This is a genomic window from Pseudomonas svalbardensis (genome assembly GCF_030053115.1).
GTDB classification, from domain to species: Bacteria; Pseudomonadota; Gammaproteobacteria; order Pseudomonadales; family Pseudomonadaceae; genus Aquipseudomonas; species Aquipseudomonas svalbardensis.
Map to the genome: position 1 here is coordinate 2,432,096 of NZ_CP125619.1, position 15,060 is coordinate 2,447,155.

Consider the following 15,060-nt stretch of genomic DNA (forward strand, 5'->3'; position numbering starts at 1 on the left):
GTGCCATTCAAATCTGTCCCCTATTTTGGTTCTGTAAATTTCACATTGAAACGTTTGCTTTGAAGTACGACATGAAGTCTTGCCCGTTGGAGAAAGCTTTTTGAATTTTCAAACTTTGTTCTTTTAGTTCTAAACTAGGTTTCGACCAATGTTCGGCTGGCAGCGGCGTAGACCATTCAGTAATACTTTCCGGCATAGCCTTCATACTGTATTTATGATCCCACTCTGCTATCCAGTACGGGATCTTCCACCAAGAAACAATGTGTGTGAGCACCCACCAATATTTTCCAATTAAACTTCTTTCCCCTGCATCGACTTCTTCTTGCATGCCGGCGCGTTCTTTTTCGAAAGTATGTCGGCCTTCATGGACTGCTTTTGCCGGGCAATGCTCAACGCCATTTTCCATGTAGCTTCGTATGGCCTCCCACTGTCCTAGCCCATGAAACGGAGACGGAACAGTATCGTTAAGGTAGTAGGCTATTCCATTGGCTTTATCTTCTATGGCGATTCCAAGGGTAAAGGTTTTAAGGACTCCAACCCCGGTTGTGCCTGTTCCTGCTGATAGCCAGGCTATTGTTTCTTCCCAAGGACGAGTTATCGGTGTGTCTGATTTTTCAAGAAAGTAGCAAACTTCACGTCGTTGACGATTAAATCGAACTGGCCTTGTTTTGGATTTTTTAAGGGTTGTGCCCGCTACTACGTAAATCGCAATTAAAGCGGTGGCTCCTGTTAATCCAAGTGCTAGATAAAAAAACATAATCAAATACGACTTCTGCTCTAGACCAGAAGGTCACTCCGTAGGGGTTTCCCCACGCTGTTGTACCCGCTATAAACGGCGCAAATATAAAAAAGAAAAATGCAATGAACATGGTGTTGGCTATCATGATTCGCGCTTGAAACGCTTTTCCGGAATTACTGGTTCCGATGTCAAGATAGGTGTCATTGACTTCGATAAATTTTCCGCCTAAATCCACCGACAATTGACCTGTGGGGACTGGCAGTGGCGAAAGAAAAAGTGCCTCTCCCGTGGGCATTACCCTCTTGGCTCCAGCTTTTGGACGCTGGCTATTTATGTCGAGATCATTGTGTTTGCTCTTGGAGAACATCAAATTTTACCAGTGGTGGCAGCGGTTTCCGCAAGGCTTAAAATGTCGCTTGATACTATGACCCAAGGTGCATCTGCTTTTTGCGCTCGAAACGCGATCACTTCCGACAAAAAAATAAATCACTCCCGAATGGCACTTACTTAGCTGCTAACCACTTGAGCTGAAAGCAAAAAATGAAGAAGGGCTGGTCTTGGTCTACGGTGATAGTTGCGAACACACCCCGACGAACCAAGGACACAGCCCCAAATGAATCGTAGACGTGAAATTCTCCAGCATCAACAGCAACGTTTTCATCGACACGCTTCGGACTGTGATGCCTATGCGTTTTTCAATCTCCTCACGTCTCCCGAGCTCTTACAGCGCGTCGAGTCTGCACTGCCGGAATATCGGGAGCGTCTGTTTCCGCCGACTGAAACGCTGTCCATGTTTCTGGCTCAAGCAATGAGTGCCGACCGTTCCTGCCAGAACGCCGTCAACGACTTGTCGATTAAACGGTCATGTGGCGGCATGAAGCCCAGTAGCACTCGCACGGGCGCCTACTGCAAAGCCAGAAAACGCCTACCTGTGGAAATGGTTTCTACGCTGGTCAGGCACACCGGTGCTTCGATAAGTGATAACGCACCCTCGTCGTGGCGCTGGATGGGACGGCCTGTACGGTTGGTGGACGGCACGACGGTCAGCATGCCCGACACTGCGGCCAATCAGGGTGCCTATCCGCAGTCACGCGGCCAGAAAGTCGGTCTTGGTTTTCCCCTGTGTCGCGTGGTTGGCATCGTTTGCCTTTCCAGCGGCGCCGTCTTGGATGCCGCCCTTGGGCGCTTCCGAGGCAAAGGCGGCGATGAGCAAACGCTGCTCAGATCAATGCTCGACACGCTGAAAACAGGCGACATTTTATTGGGCGACGCTTACTACGCTACCTACTTCTTGCTGTGTGAGTTGCAACGAAGAGGTGTCGATGGCGTGTTCGAACAATACGGTGCTCGACGGCGCAGCACGGACTTTCGCCTAGGGCAAAGTCTGGGTTCGGAAGATCACCTGATCGAATTGAAAAAGCCTGCAAGAAGACCGCCGTGGATGAGTCAAACGCATTACGAACAGGCGCCTGAAAGACTGACAGTGCGAGAGCTGAAGGCGGGTGGAAAGACTTTGGTCACCACGTTGCATTGCCCGAAGCAGACACCCAAAACAGCTCTCAAATCGCTGTACAAGGGTCGATGGCATGTCGAGTTGGATCTGCGCAATCTCAAAGCTACGCTAGGACTTGGAAAGTTAAGCTGCAAAACCCCAGGCATGGCAGTCAAGGAGTTATGGGTCTATCTGTTGGCACACAATCTGATCCGAATGCTCATGGCGCAATCGGCTCTGTTAGCGGATTGCTTGCCTCGCGAACTGAGCTTCAAACACAGCCTTCAGCTATGGCTGGCTTTGCGACAATATGGCAGCCCCGAAGACGAGGATGGCCTGTCGAATTTATTGATGTTGATTGCTCAGAGGCGCGTCGGGAATCGGCCTGGTCGTATCGAGCCGCGAGCCATAAAACGAAGACCTCAAGCCTACCCCTTACTGACCAAACCGCGTCGGTCAGCAAGGGCAGATGTCAGGAAAAATGGGCACGCAAAACATGTTAAGTAAGTGCCATTCAAATCACTCCCCTTTTTTCCACAAAGTCTCCCGCACGGGGTAGTCGACTGTATTCACGTATCGTGGACACGGCTGATCAGTTCCATTCAATCATTTGTTGATTCTTCTGCCTTGGTTTCGTTTAGGTTGGCCTTAAAGTACGTCATGAAATCCTGTCCCTGAGTAAAGGCTTTTTCGATCTTCATGCTTTGCTCTTTCAGAGCGGCGCTTGGTTTGGCCCATTGTTCCGAGGGTAAAGGTTTGGACCACTCAGCAATGGATTCAGGTAGAGATTTCATGCTGAAACGGTGGTCCCATTCCGCTACCCAGTACGGAAAACGCCACCAAGTGATCAGGTGTGTCAGGTACCACCAACCAACTCCTAAAGCGGAACGTTCGTTGTGCTGGTATTCCTCGTGCATGTCCTGTCGTTCTTGATCGAAAGTGTGGCGACCCTCGTAGGGTGCTTTACCAGGGCAAAACTCCGGTCCTTTTTCCATGTAGACACGTATGGCTTCCCATTTGCCTAGTCCATGAAAAGGAGTCATGACCTCCTGTGTAAGAAAGTGCACCGTATCGGCCTCGGGATTATCTATGGCCATGCCAAAGGTGTAGCTACTGATTACGCCTACTCCGGTGAATCCGGTGCTGACTGAGATCCACGCAACCGTGTCTTCCCAAGGCTGGATCACGGGTTCGTCGGAGCCATTCGGGAAGTAACAGACCTCACGGCGTTGACGGTTAAATCGGATGGGGCGGGCGCGGGCTTTGCTTCTTGTGGTGCTGATAATCGCGTACAGGCCGATCAGCGCTGCTCCCCCTCCACACCAGAGCGCTAGTGATATTCCGAACTCAAAAAAATCGTTGAAGTAAAACCAAAAGCTTCTGCCGAATGGATTTATGAATGCTGCGAAGCCCATCAAGGTTGGGAGAACAAATAGACAAACGATAACTACGACTGTAGGGAGTGACACAGCTAATCGTGCTTGGAAAGACTTGGTGAGATTGCTGCTACCCAGGTCCAGGTAGGTGTCGTTGACTTCAACAAAACTTCCGCCGAGATCCATTGGGATTTGCCCGGTAGGAACTGGCAACGGTGACAAGAATAATGCTTCACCTGTGGCAAAACGACGTGTTTCACCCGCCGTGGGGCGGTGATTTTTGAGGTCAAGTTCGACTTGCTGTTCAGGTTTGGATGGCATGCAATTCAACCGAAAAAATGTAGGCGGGTTAGGCAACTACAGGGAGTCGCTAGTTACTAGCAACCAAGGGGCATCCGTGGTACGCGTTCTTAACACAGATACTGATTGAAGCAGCTTGCCATTCTGCGCGTTTAGGGTCGTGGTTTCGAATCGCTTCTCTCGGAAAGATTTATCACCGGCTACGGGGTGGTAGCGTAAAACGACGGCAAGGCCATGCTGGGCGTTAGCTTCGTGTTGGAATATTTCCAAGCCAAGCTTGAGAGGTTCGCCCGGGGCACCTAGCAGATTGAGTTGATACAGCAACGGTTCGCTCCACGCTTCCCAGTCATTGCGCTGATGGTTAGTTAGCCAGTAAGCACTGAGGCCGAGACTGACATCCTCCAGATCATTGGCTGTCATCCCCGGCACGCTCAAGACGGCCATGGGCTTGCTGTTTATTTGTTGTAGGGCTATCTGCGGAGCGGCAGTAATATTTGCTAGCATCAAACGCTCCTCCGCAAGACTTCGGTTTGCGCTCTGCTTGCCCCAAGGACCTTTAAGCAACCATTTATCCAGTTCGGTCTTGTTATTACGGTTGTATAGCCATTCACCACCCAATTGGAGTCCTGTCAGGACTAGGCCAATCAGGTTGGCCCGTGCGGCGACGCTGAGCAACTTACCACCAGCCGTAACCCACGCAAGAGCGCGCGCCTGGCTTACATTCGTCATAGCTTCAAACGTATATTGAACTGTTCGTGCGGTCGCCCAGCCATTGACAACTAGTTGGCCGGAGTCTCCAGCTAGCGTCATGCTAGCCCCAGCTAGCTTGGCGCCATCGCCTGACCGTAAAGCTTCGGTCCACCTAGCAGCAGACCCTTTTTCACCGTACAAACCGGTGCCTGCGGCAATAGCGCCAAAAAGGTATGAAAACGGCCCCAATACGCCTGTAATTTTGCCTAACTTGGCGGCTAATCCGATTTTAGCTGCAGCACTCGCATAGTTTTCAATTGCGACAGAAAGGCCGGTAATGGCAATTCCTTGGGCAGCGGCAATAGTCCCCCCAATCATTGAAAAAAGAGCATTTGCTACAGCTAATTTATCGGAGAAATCCGCCTCTTTTTTTCTAGCAAATTCACTATAAACAGCTGTAAAGCTGATAATTTGCAGAATCGCTGCAGCTGAAGAAAACAAATCCCCTCCAGCTGATGCGAAAACCGCCTTGCTTATTCCTTTGGAAGGACGCTTGAGCCGATAGTCATCGGCCATCCGCTCAAACTCAAGCACCTGAGCATTGTTAAGCCCTTTGATCTTGAAGGCAGCCTTACCCGGTCCGTCACCAACAGGACTCATGGCCTGAGCTACCCGCCCTTCAAGTGGAGCGACAGTTTGTTGAATGGCTTTGCGGCGAGATACCAAGGTTTTGTAACCGCCTTTAGGTGACCGGCCTTTACGTTCATCAGCCAGGGTTTGCCGAATCTGTTTTTTCAGCGAAGTCATTTGCTGGCGCAGATCTGTCAGTTTGGCCATATCAGCTTTGAACGCGGCAATTTGATTTGCAGAGGCAAACTCCAACGTAATACCCCCCTTACCAAAGGCACGCAGAACATCTATCCAGGCCGAGCCAGGAATTCGGCGCAATACTTTTGCTGGATCTAGCGGCTGGCCACTACGTAGCGCTTGCATGGCCTCATCCAGCGCTCCTGCCAGGCGCAATTGCTTTGCCGGCTCATATGCCGTGTCGCGCAACTGACCGAGCACAATGCCGTTTTCACTCAATTGCATTGCTGCTGCGAGATTCTGAGTGAGCAAATTGCCAAATTTTCCGCTGAGTGCCTGGGCACCCTGGTAGTCGTCCTTGACCATATAGGTATCGCGCAGGGACTTGATGAAAGATGTGACCTTGGCGTGCATGTCCTTCTGATCAGTCAAGCTCAATGTGAAGAAGGTAGGTACGGTAAAACCCGGCTGTTTCTCCATCAGATCGGCAAGCTTTTCAGTCGCTTTATCTGTCCGGCAAATGTCTCTCATACAGGCGTATTCAGTAGCGAGAGTTGTGTTGAGTTGATCGCCAAATTTGGGGTCGAAATACCAGGCTGAGCGTTGGAAGCGTTCTTCACTGATCAGATTCGCGCGATCGTCACTGATCAGATCTAGACGTTTGTTCCAACGACTGAGTTGAGCGCGTTGCTGTTTCAGGAAGGCTTCCATAGCGGGCCGATCGATCAGATCGTTGATGCCCTGTTGTCCCATTTTCGCGCCGTCGAGCGCGTCATCCGCGTTGTCTTCGATGGTCTCGATCAGGTCTTCATACTTGGAATGCAAAGGTCCAAGACTCGTACGCATTCGCGACTTTGAAGCTGCAATAGCCCCACGATGCGTACCTGCACCGGAATATTGGGTTTGATTTTTAACGTTGACGTAATCGACGATCGATTGCCGCTGGTCCTCGCTTGTTTCGTCCTTGAGTTTGGCAAAACGAGGGTCGCCTTGGGCGGCATTCAGAATGGTTTCGCCGGTTACGGTGTACAACGATTCGATGTAGCAACCAAACACATACTTCTTTTGATTGGCTTCAGCGTCACTCCAGTTACTGATCCAGCCAGTGACCAAATCCTGATGCTCTGCGAGATCGCGCAGCACGCCCAGGTCATCCTGTATGACCAAGTACAGATGGTCACGCTCATTTTCTGCCTTGACTTGCTTTTTGAGCGCGCCCAACTGAGTTTTCTTGAAGTGCGACGCTTGCTCCCAGAGATAGTCCTGGCTTTCCTCAGGCTTGGCACCCGTAACCGCCGGCTCTTTACTCGGCTGCTCCGCAACCTCCGCAATCCATTTTTCCGCCTGACTTGGCGTCAACAGATTAGCCGCGCCTTTCTCCGGATCAGTGTTGGTCAGGTCCACTGCCTGCATGAAGTATTCACGCTCGGATTTGTGCTTGATGACCTGCGCGCATTTGGCGGCGGTCCATTGCACTTCGGAGTAGTTGACGTAGAGCTTGCTCAAACGCGGGAAGACCAGCACGGCTTCGCCCACGTTGCTTTCGCGTTTGTTGGCGGTGATTTCGCATTTTTCCCACAGCAGTTGGGTCACGATGCCGTTCTGGATTCGGTATTCGTGCATGACGGCTTGAGGTTTCTTGTCGACGATGACGTAGAGCCAGCCGTCGCGGATCAAGCGAATTCCCAGAGGACGTGAGGTGGTTTTGTACGGCATGGCCAGTGCACTGGATGGGTCGAGTCGTTCAACCAGGCCATAACGGAGAGGGATGAGCTGGATTTTGGCCTTCATCAGCGAGCAGCCGCTCAGGGCACACTTGCCGTCGTCCCGGCTTTTTGCAACGTTGTTCGGGCTTTTGCCGGTCGATGTGGGCGTTGTCATCCTTGGCTCCTTAGCAGGGTTTCAGCCCGTTCCTGGGCAATATCAGCGACCTGTTCGAGTCGCTGCGCGGGCGTTTGTTCCGAAGGGGTCTTCAGTATTGCATCCAGGTCCGGATGCTCCTCCAGCGCTCGCTCACCGAGAAACCCGTGAATGTTGGCGTAGAGGGTGATGTCTAGCTCGGTGTTGAAGCCTCGATCATATGAAGTCGAAGCCAATGCATGCAGGTGTTCCCAGCGTTGCAGAGGGGTCGCTTGTACCTGATAGGACGGAAAGTATTCGTGCATGTGTTGGTCGAGGCGCAGGACGATGCTGCGGAAATTCACTTCGTCCAGTTGGCTGAGTTGTTCGTCGCTCAAGCGGTAGCGTTTGCTGTGGTTGGGCTCGGGAGCTTTGCCCGGTCGCTGGTTGATGTGCCAGCAGCCCAGAGCCGCGTCGGCGGTGACCATCTGCGAGCACGGGCCGAACAGGGTAGGGTCCTTGATGCTCTCGGCGTGGCTGAGCAATGCGTGGGCCACGGCAGGGTCGGCGACGCGCAGCAGGACTTCTTCACCCTGAGGGTGCATGACGCTGGTCAGCCAGCGGAAGTGCTCGACCATTTGTGCCCAGGGTTGATCGCTGAACACCAGGTAGCCCCACTCCTGGCGGGGCTCAGCCAGAAACTTCGCGAGAATGGGATTGTTCTGGGTGTTTATCTGGACAAGGCACGGCGAAACGTCACCCAGTTCAGCCCACGGGGTGCCAAGGTAGAGTGGCTCGAAAACCGGATTATCCGACCATTGATAAAGGTGTTGAGGCAGTTTCTCGACGCTGACGCCATCCAGTAGCAAACCGACGGTGCCATTCCACGGCAGGCCTTGAGGCAACCCATTTTCCAGCGGCCAATCTGACTTAAGCATTTTGCGCCTCCAGTTTGGCCTTCTCGCAGATCGCGCAGATTGGCTTCTTCTGCATCAACGCTTGCCGCTGAGCGGGCACCAACAATTGGCCGGCCTTATCCGCATCCGCCTGCTTCAACGGCCCCGGCAACAATGGCGCCGCCCCCGTCCCATTTCCCGGACTCCCGCCGGAGTTCATGTTGATCACCGGCCCGCTCAACGTCACACCGCTGCCATCAATCTTGATGAAGCTGCCGCCGCCCTTGAGGGTCAGTTCGCTGCCGGCTTCGAGCACGACTTTCATGCCGCTGCTCAGGTGGATTTCCTGGCCGGCTTCGATGAACTGGCCGGTGCCGACTTTGATGTGCTGGTTGACGCCCACGGTGAGGTGGTCGTTGGCGCGGGTTTCGACTTTGCGGTCGGCGTAGACGGTGTGGTGTTCTTCGGCTTTGAATTCGCTGTAGCTGTTCTTCTCGACGGTGTCGTGGCGTTCGTTGCCGACGCGGATTTTCTGGTCGTGTTCGACGTTTTCGTCCCAGTCGCGCTGGGCGTGCAGGAAGATTTGTTCCTGGCCCTTTTTGTCTTCGATGCGCAGTTCGTTGTAACCGCCGCCACCGGGGGAGCTCAGGGTTTTGAAGGTGCTGCGGGTTTTGTTCGCCGGCAGGGCGTACGGGACGACGTTTTCCTTGTGGTACAGGCAGCCGCTGATCAGCGGTTGGTCGGGGTCGCCTTCGAGGAAGGTGACGAGCACTTCCATGCCGATGCGCGGGATGGCGATGCCGCCGTAATGGGCGCCGGCCCAGGCGGAGGAGACGCGCAGCCAGCAGCTGGTCTTGTCGTCGGCCTGACCTTCGCGGTCCCAGTGGAATTGCACTTTGACGCGACCGTATTGGTCGCAGTGGATCTCTTCACCCTTGGGCCCGGTGACCACGGCGCTTTGGCTGCCGAGGATGCGCGGTTTCTTTTGCGTCAGGGGCGGACGGTTCGGCACATCCCACGGGGTGGCCTGGAAGCGGTTGCGGTAGCCCTGGTGGAAATCATCTTTCAGATTGGTGGTGTCGCTGGTGACCGACTCTTCCAGCACTTGCGGCTGTTTGCCTTCGTGGAGGATTTCGGTCAGCAGCCACAGGTCGTTCCATTTGGCTTTCGGGTGTTGGGTCAGGGCCAGGAAGTGGCCGCTGACCAGCAACGGCTGATCGCTTTTGCCTTCGGCGAGCCGGAAGTCACTGCGGTGGCGTTCGAGGGCGCGTTTGGCCAGGTGCTTGCCGCGTTCGCGGTCGATGAAGCGGCCGGGGTAGTCGTAGTCTTCGAGGTCGGGCAGGGCGTCGCCACGGTTTTCGCTTTCCAGCGTCAGGCGCGGTTTTTCGAAGTCGTAGTCGCGGCGGGTGGTGCGGCTGGTGCGGGTTTCCAGGCGCAGGTCGAAGCGCTTGATCACCGGGTCGTTGGCGACCATGCCGGAGTCTTGCTGGTAGGCCACAGGGGCGAGTTTCGGGAACACCGTCTGGTCATCGCCGAACACCAGTTTGTGGGCCGTGGCGCTGTGCTGAAAGTGGTAGTGGATACCTTCTTCCTCGCACAGACGCTGGACGAACTGCAGGTCCGATTCATCGTACTGAACGCAGTAGATGCGCTCGGGATAAATCGCCCCGACTTTGAATTCGTAGGCGTTGCTTTGGATGCCGTGCTCTTCGAGGACGCTGCCGATGATTTTCGGCACGCTGAGGTTCTGGAAGATGCGTTGGTTGATGCGGTGCGCCAGGTAAGACAGTTGCGGGCGCAGGGTCACCGCGTAGCGGGTCAGGCGCTTGCCGGAATCACCCTGGGCGGCGCGGTAGATCTGGCCATGGATGCCGCTGCCGTCAGGCGAGAGCTGCAAAAAGGCTGGTTTGTGCAGCAGGGTCTCGAGGTCCAGGGACGGCTGTTCACTGACCAGCTCCACCTCAAACACAAAAGGCTGGCTGATGGCTTCCCGACCTTGCAGGGAGAAAACCTGGAAGTCGCTGGAAAGACCTTCGATGGTCAGGGCAAAGTGAGTTTGATTGGCCGGCGCGAACATCCCTTGTTCCTCGTGCAGTGCAGCGGCGCTCGCCGGCCCCCGTGCAGGGAGCTTGCGGACGCGAAAATTCTGGAAGGGCGAAAACAACATCGACCAGCAGAGCTGGCCGATGCTTGAGACGGTCGGCCTGAGTTAGGCGACCGGCTGACGCCAGTCATCGGAACCCGAAGTACCGGATACTTCGTGGGTCCAGGTGATTTTGCGGTAGGTGAATTGCACTTCTTCCAGGTGAGTGAAGTGCGAGTTCGACGGGTCCTGGCAGTTGTGCATTTTGTTGTTGATGGCGACGATGATCGCGTCTTCCAGTTTGGTGGTGTAGTAGTGCTCTTGGGTACCTTGAGCCGAAGTGCGGTACCACTGGATAACGATTTCGCTCATGCGCTCGCCGGAGGTCAGAGCCGCCTGCAGCAGTGGCGAAGCCTTGTCGTAGACCTTGGTGATCACGACTGGCTTGTGGACGCGCTGACCGGTCGGTTGGCCGGACTGCGGGTCACGCGGGATGATCACGTCGTGGCTGAAAGCCTGAACCATGACCTGGTCTTCGTGACCTTCCTGGTAGGTGTTGCCAACCGAGTCGGCGGTGAAGGCGCCGGCAGTGATCAGACCTTGTTTTTCGCCAGTGACGGACATGTACGCTGGTGTAGCCATGGATGTGCTCCTTGCTAAAAGTTAGGGTGCCCGGGAGGCGGTATCGCCCGGTGGGTGCCTGACTGTTATCAAGGACCGTGCCATAAACGGTTAAGACTATATAAATCAGTAGGTTGGGAGGATTTTCAGCGCTCGCGAAGAATGTTCGGCAGTGATCGCCTGTGAATGTGCGCAAGAAGTTGCGCAGTACTGCGCAACTTCTTGCGCACTTGGCTGGAGCGCCTGCCAGGCCGGGCGATCAGCGCCCCGGGAAGGGCTTTCGCAGCGTTGAGTGCGCAACTTCTTGCGCATCAAGGCGGTTAGCCATCATTCGGTGCCCCATCGTCTGATTTGCCGAAAACCGGCAGCAGAACCGCTAGGGTGACAGGTGCAACGAATGCTGCAGCCTGAAGGTCAAACTCAGCGCCGAGATGAATGAACATCTGCGAACTCAAGGAGAACGACATGAAAATCCTGATGGTTCTAACGTCACACGATCAATTGGGTGACACGGGTAAGAAAACCGGCTTTTGGCTGGAGGAATTCGCCGCACCGTATTTCGCCTTCAAGGACGCCGGCGCCCAGTTGACCCTGGCCTCGCCCAAGGGTGGTCAACCACCGCTGGACCCAAAAAGCGACGAGCCCGACGCGCAAACCGCAGCCACCGAGCGCTTTCGCAAAGACCCCGCCGCCCAGTCCGCATTGGCGTCTACCGCTCTGCTGAGCAGCGCGAGAGCTGAAGATTACGACGCTATTTTCTACCCGGGCGGCCATGGCCCGCTGTGGGATTTGGTCGAAGACAAAATTTCGATTGCTCTGATCGAGGCGTTTTCCCAGGCGGGCAAACCGGTCGCGGCCGTCTGCCACGCACCGGGTGTGTTGCGTCACGTCAAGGGCGCGGACGGTCAGCCGCTGGTCAAAGGCAAGCGCGTGACGGGGTTTACCAATTCTGAGGAGGAGGCTGTGCAACTGACGAATGTCGTGCCGTTTTTGGTGGAGGACATGCTTAAGGAGAAGGGTGGTGTCTATTCCAAAGGTGCTGACTGGGCGAGTTATGTGCTCACTGATGGTTTGCTGATTACCGGTCAGAATCCGGCTTCCTCTGAAGCAGCGGCACAAGAACTGTTGGCGAAGCTCCGCTAAGTCTGACGTGTAATTGAATGGACTCGCCCACGCCGAGGCGTCAATGCGCCACGGTGGCAGTCTAAACAGCCAACGACAGCGAGGGCGAGTCCATGAAAAAGCATACTTCGATTGATCAATCTTTGTCTTCTGCCGATTTATCGGCCTGCACTACCGTGGCGGTCGACCTGGCCAAGCATGTTTTCCAGCTCGCCGGCGAAGACGCCCTCGGCAAGGTGCATTATGAGCAGCGGATCAAGTCGCGCGAGGCGTTCTACGAGTTTCTCCGCCAGCTGCCGCCTCATGTCGTGGTCCTGATGGAGACCGGCCCGGGCGCTCAAGCTTGGGCCCGGCAGTTGCAGGATCAAGGCAACCTGGCGCGGATCCTTCCTGCCGGTCTGGTGGCCAAGCATCGCAGCGGCCCTAAAAATGATCGTAACGATGCGCTGGCAATCCTGCGTGCCGGTCGCGACGAAAAGATCTGCGCAGTGCCGGTCAAAAGTGTCGCAGCGCTGGCCATGCAGGCACTGCATCGCGCTCGTCAAGGTTACGTGCGTCGCCGCACCGCCGTGAGTAATCAGATGCGCGGCCTGCTGCTTGAGCACGGGATTGCGCTGGCACAGGGCGACGTCGCGATCAGCCAGAGAATCCCGCGGATATTGGAGGATGCCACTCAGCCGGTGCCTGCCATGTTGCGCGAACTGATCGACGAACTGTTGGCCGAGTGGCGCCATTTGGGCGAGCGCATCAACGTCCTGACGGGACGCCTGGAAGTGGCCGCGAACGCCGACAAGACAGCCAAACGGTTGATGACTGTGCGCGGTATCGGCCCAATCACCGCTACGGCGCTGGTGGCCAAGGAAACCAAGCCTGAGCGTTTTCCCAATGCTCGCATGTTCGCCGCGTACTTCGGCATGGTCCCTGATCAGCACAGCAGCGGGAAGACGATTCAACTGGGGGACATGACCAAGCGAGGCGATAGCTATTTGCGCAGCCTGATGATCCAGGGTGCCCACGCGGTATTGCAGCAGTTGCGACCTGATTCCCAACAGCCCGACGACCGCCGTTTGTTGCGCTGGATGAGCCGATTGGGCCGCAAGGACGCAGCGGTCAGGTTGGCCAATCGCAACCTGCGCATCGTCTGGGTGCTTTTACAGAATGACCAGACTTATCGTCGCCAGCCCGCCGACGGCCAGCAAGCGACGATGAGCCACTGATCCACCGAGTTCTGCCACCGAGGTACCTACTGACCAACCTGTTGCTGAAAAAACATTGACCCCTGGTAAGACCGGCGTGGATAGATGCCTAAGCTGCTAGTGGCCTTCGAGGCCTGACTGTAATCGGCATGCCACGAGCTCTTCCAATTTTGGCCAGAAGCCGACGACGGCTTCCTCGAGTAGGCCTAATACATAGATGCAACGGGGCGGCAGTTTTTTTAAAAGCGGGTAGACAGTGGGGGCGAGTCCATACATAGCAGCTGGCGGAGCCTGCGTTCGGCTGCGAAGCAGTCGTTGTATCCGCCGCCGTGGTCTTCCAGACAAACCGTGTTTGCCGGTTTTACGACTGCTGCGCAGCCGAACGCAGGCTGCGCCAGCTGCTATGTTCGTGCCACGCCTCAGACAGCGAGGCTCGACGTTGCGAAACATTCCTCGATCGAGCGCCGCTGTGTCTCGGCATACAACGCCAATTCATCAATCGTCGATCGCCCCAGCGCCTTCTCGAACACTTGCCGGTTCGACTGCACGCCATAGTGGGTTTGCGCCGCATCCCCCAGGTTTGACTGAAAAATCCCCGCAGCGCTGACTGGCAGGAAATCTTCGTACACCAACGGTTCAACCCGCAAGTACCCGCCGCTGAGCAGATCTTCCAGCGACCACGATTTCAACTCGTCGGCTCCCAACCCTTTTTCCGTGACGAAGTAGCGAAAGTACGCCAGTTCCTGTTGGCGCATGCCCTCAACGGTGTCAGGGAATTCTGCAAAGTGCTGCGCCATCAGCGCGTTGTAACGTGCGGCATTGCCCTCATTGGGGAAGTCTTTCAATTCATCCCGGGCAGCGTTGAGCAAACGGTCGTAAAGCGCCCGGCCTTTGGGGGTGAGCGCGGCGCCGCGTTGTTCGATTTCGCCGAAACGGGCGCTGTGGCTGCCACGATTCTCGGCTTGATCGGTGAAGGCGACAGGCTCGTCCAGGGCCTTGAAACTGGTCTGGCGCAGCAGGATCGGGCACTGACGGCGGGGCGGGCCTTCGATCACTGCTTTGGGGGTGATGCCGTGGGCAGGCATTTGCGCCTGGACGATGTCGATGTCCAGGGTGCGCGGCGTCAAGTGGTTGATATGGGGGCCGCTGAACGCCACCACGTCGGCGATCAGGCGATGCTGGGCGCTGAGTTTGCGGTACTGCTCGGCGGTAACGGTGGCGGTGTGATGCCAGCGGAACGTTTCCAGCGCCTGCTCGACGAAGTCCTGGGCCTCCTGTTCGGTGAGGCCTCCCCGGGTTTCGGCGCGCTCGATGAGAATCAGCGCAGTGGGCGTGAAGATCGAACGCTTATCCAGCACCGACTGGGCGAACGCTCGCAGTTCCAGGTCTTCGATCAGTTCCAGGCGCAGCAGGGAGGTGAATACCCGGAATGGGCTGACCTCCAACGCCGCTTCATGCACCGCGCGAAAAGCGGTGGAGTGCACCGGCACACCGGCCGGGGACAGGTCGTAATAACCCACCGGCTGCATGCCCATCACCGCAAACAGCCGGGCGAGGGTGGCCAGTTCATCGGCGGTGCCAACACGGATCGCGCCATGCCGCTCCAGGTCCAGGCGCTGGATTTCACCGGTGCTGTTCAACTGTCGGGCGATCTGTGGATCGCCGTCCAGCACGTGGTTGTTGGTCTGCTCCACCAATTCCATCAGCGCGCCGTACAGCGGCACTTCTTCGCGGTACATGTCGGACATCGCTTTGGAGAAGCGTTGGCGGATCAGGTCAGGGCTGACGAAGTTCGGGTGACTCATGAAAGAATTCCTGGTGCAGTGACGTAAAGGATGCGGAAAAAGATCGCAGCCTTGCGCGGTGCCGACAAACGAAGAATCTTACGGACTTCATTCT

Annotated in this window: 12 protein-coding genes; 3 read left to right on the forward strand and 9 right to left on the reverse strand. The window is 55.7% G+C overall.

The annotated features are described in order from the left end of the window. Positions 1-40: 40 nt before the first annotated feature. Both QFX16_RS11145 and QFX16_RS11150 read right to left on the reverse strand, forming a co-directional pair. Entirely contained in the window at positions 41-763 is a 723-nt protein-coding gene (locus tag QFX16_RS11145) for a DUF6708 domain-containing protein (RefSeq protein ID WP_283183937.1), read from the reverse strand. After that, positions 678-1,106, reverse strand: coding sequence for a hypothetical protein (locus QFX16_RS11150; RefSeq protein WP_283183938.1), 429 nt, complete (start codon positions 1,104-1,106; stop codon positions 678-680). The genes QFX16_RS11145 and QFX16_RS11150 overlap by 86 nt, the downstream gene beginning before the upstream one ends. A 246-nt stretch (positions 1,107-1,352) precedes the next feature. Between QFX16_RS11150 and QFX16_RS11155 the strand changes: the two genes are divergently transcribed. After that, complete coding sequence (locus tag QFX16_RS11155) at positions 1,353-2,738, forward strand: IS4 family transposase (protein WP_283181230.1); 1,386 nt, start codon at positions 1,353-1,355, stop codon at positions 2,736-2,738. Positions 2,739-2,833: 95 nt separating this feature from the next. Here the strand turns inward: QFX16_RS11155 and QFX16_RS11160 are convergent, their stop codons facing one another. From QFX16_RS11160 to QFX16_RS11185, 6 genes are all read right to left on the reverse strand, one after another. Further along, positions 2,834-3,928 carry a DUF6708 domain-containing protein gene (locus tag QFX16_RS11160; RefSeq protein ID WP_349294093.1) on the reverse strand — a complete coding sequence of 365 codons (1,095 nt, stop codon included), beginning with the start codon at positions 3,926-3,928 and terminating at the stop codon, positions 2,834-2,836. A 36-nt stretch (positions 3,929-3,964) separates the two neighbouring features. Then, the gene (locus QFX16_RS11165) at positions 3,965-7,285 is read right to left on the reverse strand and encodes a toxin VasX (protein ID WP_283183939.1); all 3,321 of its coding nucleotides are present in this window, start codon (positions 7,283-7,285) and stop codon (positions 3,965-3,967) included. Continuing rightward, positions 7,282-8,181: a DUF4123 domain-containing protein gene (locus QFX16_RS11170; RefSeq protein ID WP_283183940.1), complete on the reverse strand. Its 900-nt coding sequence runs from the start codon at positions 8,179-8,181 to the stop codon at positions 7,282-7,284. Before QFX16_RS11170 ends, QFX16_RS11165 begins: the two co-directional genes overlap by 4 nt. Then, complete coding sequence (locus QFX16_RS11175; RefSeq protein WP_283183941.1) at positions 8,174-10,216, reverse strand: type VI secretion system Vgr family protein; 2,043 nt, start codon at positions 10,214-10,216, stop codon at positions 8,174-8,176. Before QFX16_RS11175 ends, QFX16_RS11170 begins: the two co-directional genes overlap by 8 nt. A 132-nt stretch (positions 10,217-10,348) precedes the next feature. After that, complete coding sequence (locus QFX16_RS11180) at positions 10,349-10,864, reverse strand: Hcp family type VI secretion system effector (protein WP_054051032.1); 516 nt, start codon at positions 10,862-10,864, stop codon at positions 10,349-10,351. Positions 10,865-11,163: 299 nt separating this feature from the next. After that, entirely contained in the window at positions 11,164-11,310 is a 147-nt protein-coding gene (locus QFX16_RS11185; RefSeq protein ID WP_283183942.1) for a hypothetical protein, read from the reverse strand. Between QFX16_RS11185 and QFX16_RS11190 the strand changes: the two genes are divergently transcribed. Both QFX16_RS11190 and QFX16_RS11195 read left to right on the forward strand, forming a co-directional pair. Continuing rightward, on the forward strand, positions 11,309-11,986 hold the full coding sequence (locus tag QFX16_RS11190) for a type 1 glutamine amidotransferase domain-containing protein (protein ID WP_283183943.1): 678 nt from the start codon (positions 11,309-11,311) through the stop codon (positions 11,984-11,986). The two genes, QFX16_RS11185 and QFX16_RS11190, sit on opposite strands and share 2 nt — an antisense overlap. Positions 11,987-12,078: 92 nt before the next feature. Beyond that, complete coding sequence (locus QFX16_RS11195; protein WP_283180771.1) at positions 12,079-13,182, forward strand: IS110 family RNA-guided transposase; 1,104 nt, start codon at positions 12,079-12,081, stop codon at positions 13,180-13,182. Between the two features lie 398 nt (positions 13,183-13,580). On the opposite strand, the gene hglS is transcribed toward QFX16_RS11195, so the two are convergent. Beyond that, positions 13,581-14,966, reverse strand: a complete 1,386-nt coding sequence (gene hglS / locus QFX16_RS11200) for a 2-oxoadipate dioxygenase/decarboxylase HglS (RefSeq protein WP_283183944.1) — start codon at positions 14,964-14,966, stop codon at positions 13,581-13,583. Positions 14,967-15,060 lie beyond the last annotated feature (94 nt).

Bases quoted from the DNA above. Each gene is read 5' to 3' on its own strand.
- QFX16_RS11175 (WP_283183941.1), bottom strand. From the start codon at position 10,216: ATGTTCGCGCCGGCCAATCAAACTCACTTTGCCCTGACCATCGAAGGT.
- QFX16_RS11160 (WP_349294093.1), bottom strand. From the start codon at position 3,928: ATGCCATCCAAACCTGAACAGCAAGTCGAACTTGACCTCAAAAATCAC.
- QFX16_RS11190 (WP_283183943.1), top strand. From the start codon at position 11,309: ATGAAAATCCTGATGGTTCTAACGTCACACGATCAATTGGGTGACACG.
- QFX16_RS11165 (WP_283183939.1), bottom strand. From the start codon at position 7,285: ATGACAACGCCCACATCGACCGGCAAAAGCCCGAACAACGTTGCAAAA.
- QFX16_RS11155 (WP_283181230.1), top strand. From the start codon at position 1,353: ATGAATCGTAGACGTGAAATTCTCCAGCATCAACAGCAACGTTTTCAT.
- hglS (WP_283183944.1), bottom strand. From the start codon at position 14,966: ATGAGTCACCCGAACTTCGTCAGCCCTGACCTGATCCGCCAACGCTTC.
- QFX16_RS11195 (WP_283180771.1), top strand. From the start codon at position 12,079: ATGAAAAAGCATACTTCGATTGATCAATCTTTGTCTTCTGCCGATTTA.
- QFX16_RS11170 (WP_283183940.1), bottom strand. From the start codon at position 8,181: ATGCTTAAGTCAGATTGGCCGCTGGAAAATGGGTTGCCTCAAGGCCTG.
- QFX16_RS11150 (WP_283183938.1), bottom strand. From the start codon at position 1,106: ATGTTCTCCAAGAGCAAACACAATGATCTCGACATAAATAGCCAGCGT.
- QFX16_RS11180 (WP_054051032.1), bottom strand. From the start codon at position 10,864: ATGGCTACACCAGCGTACATGTCCGTCACTGGCGAAAAACAAGGTCTG.
- QFX16_RS11185 (WP_283183942.1), bottom strand. From the start codon at position 11,310: ATGTCGTTCTCCTTGAGTTCGCAGATGTTCATTCATCTCGGCGCTGAG.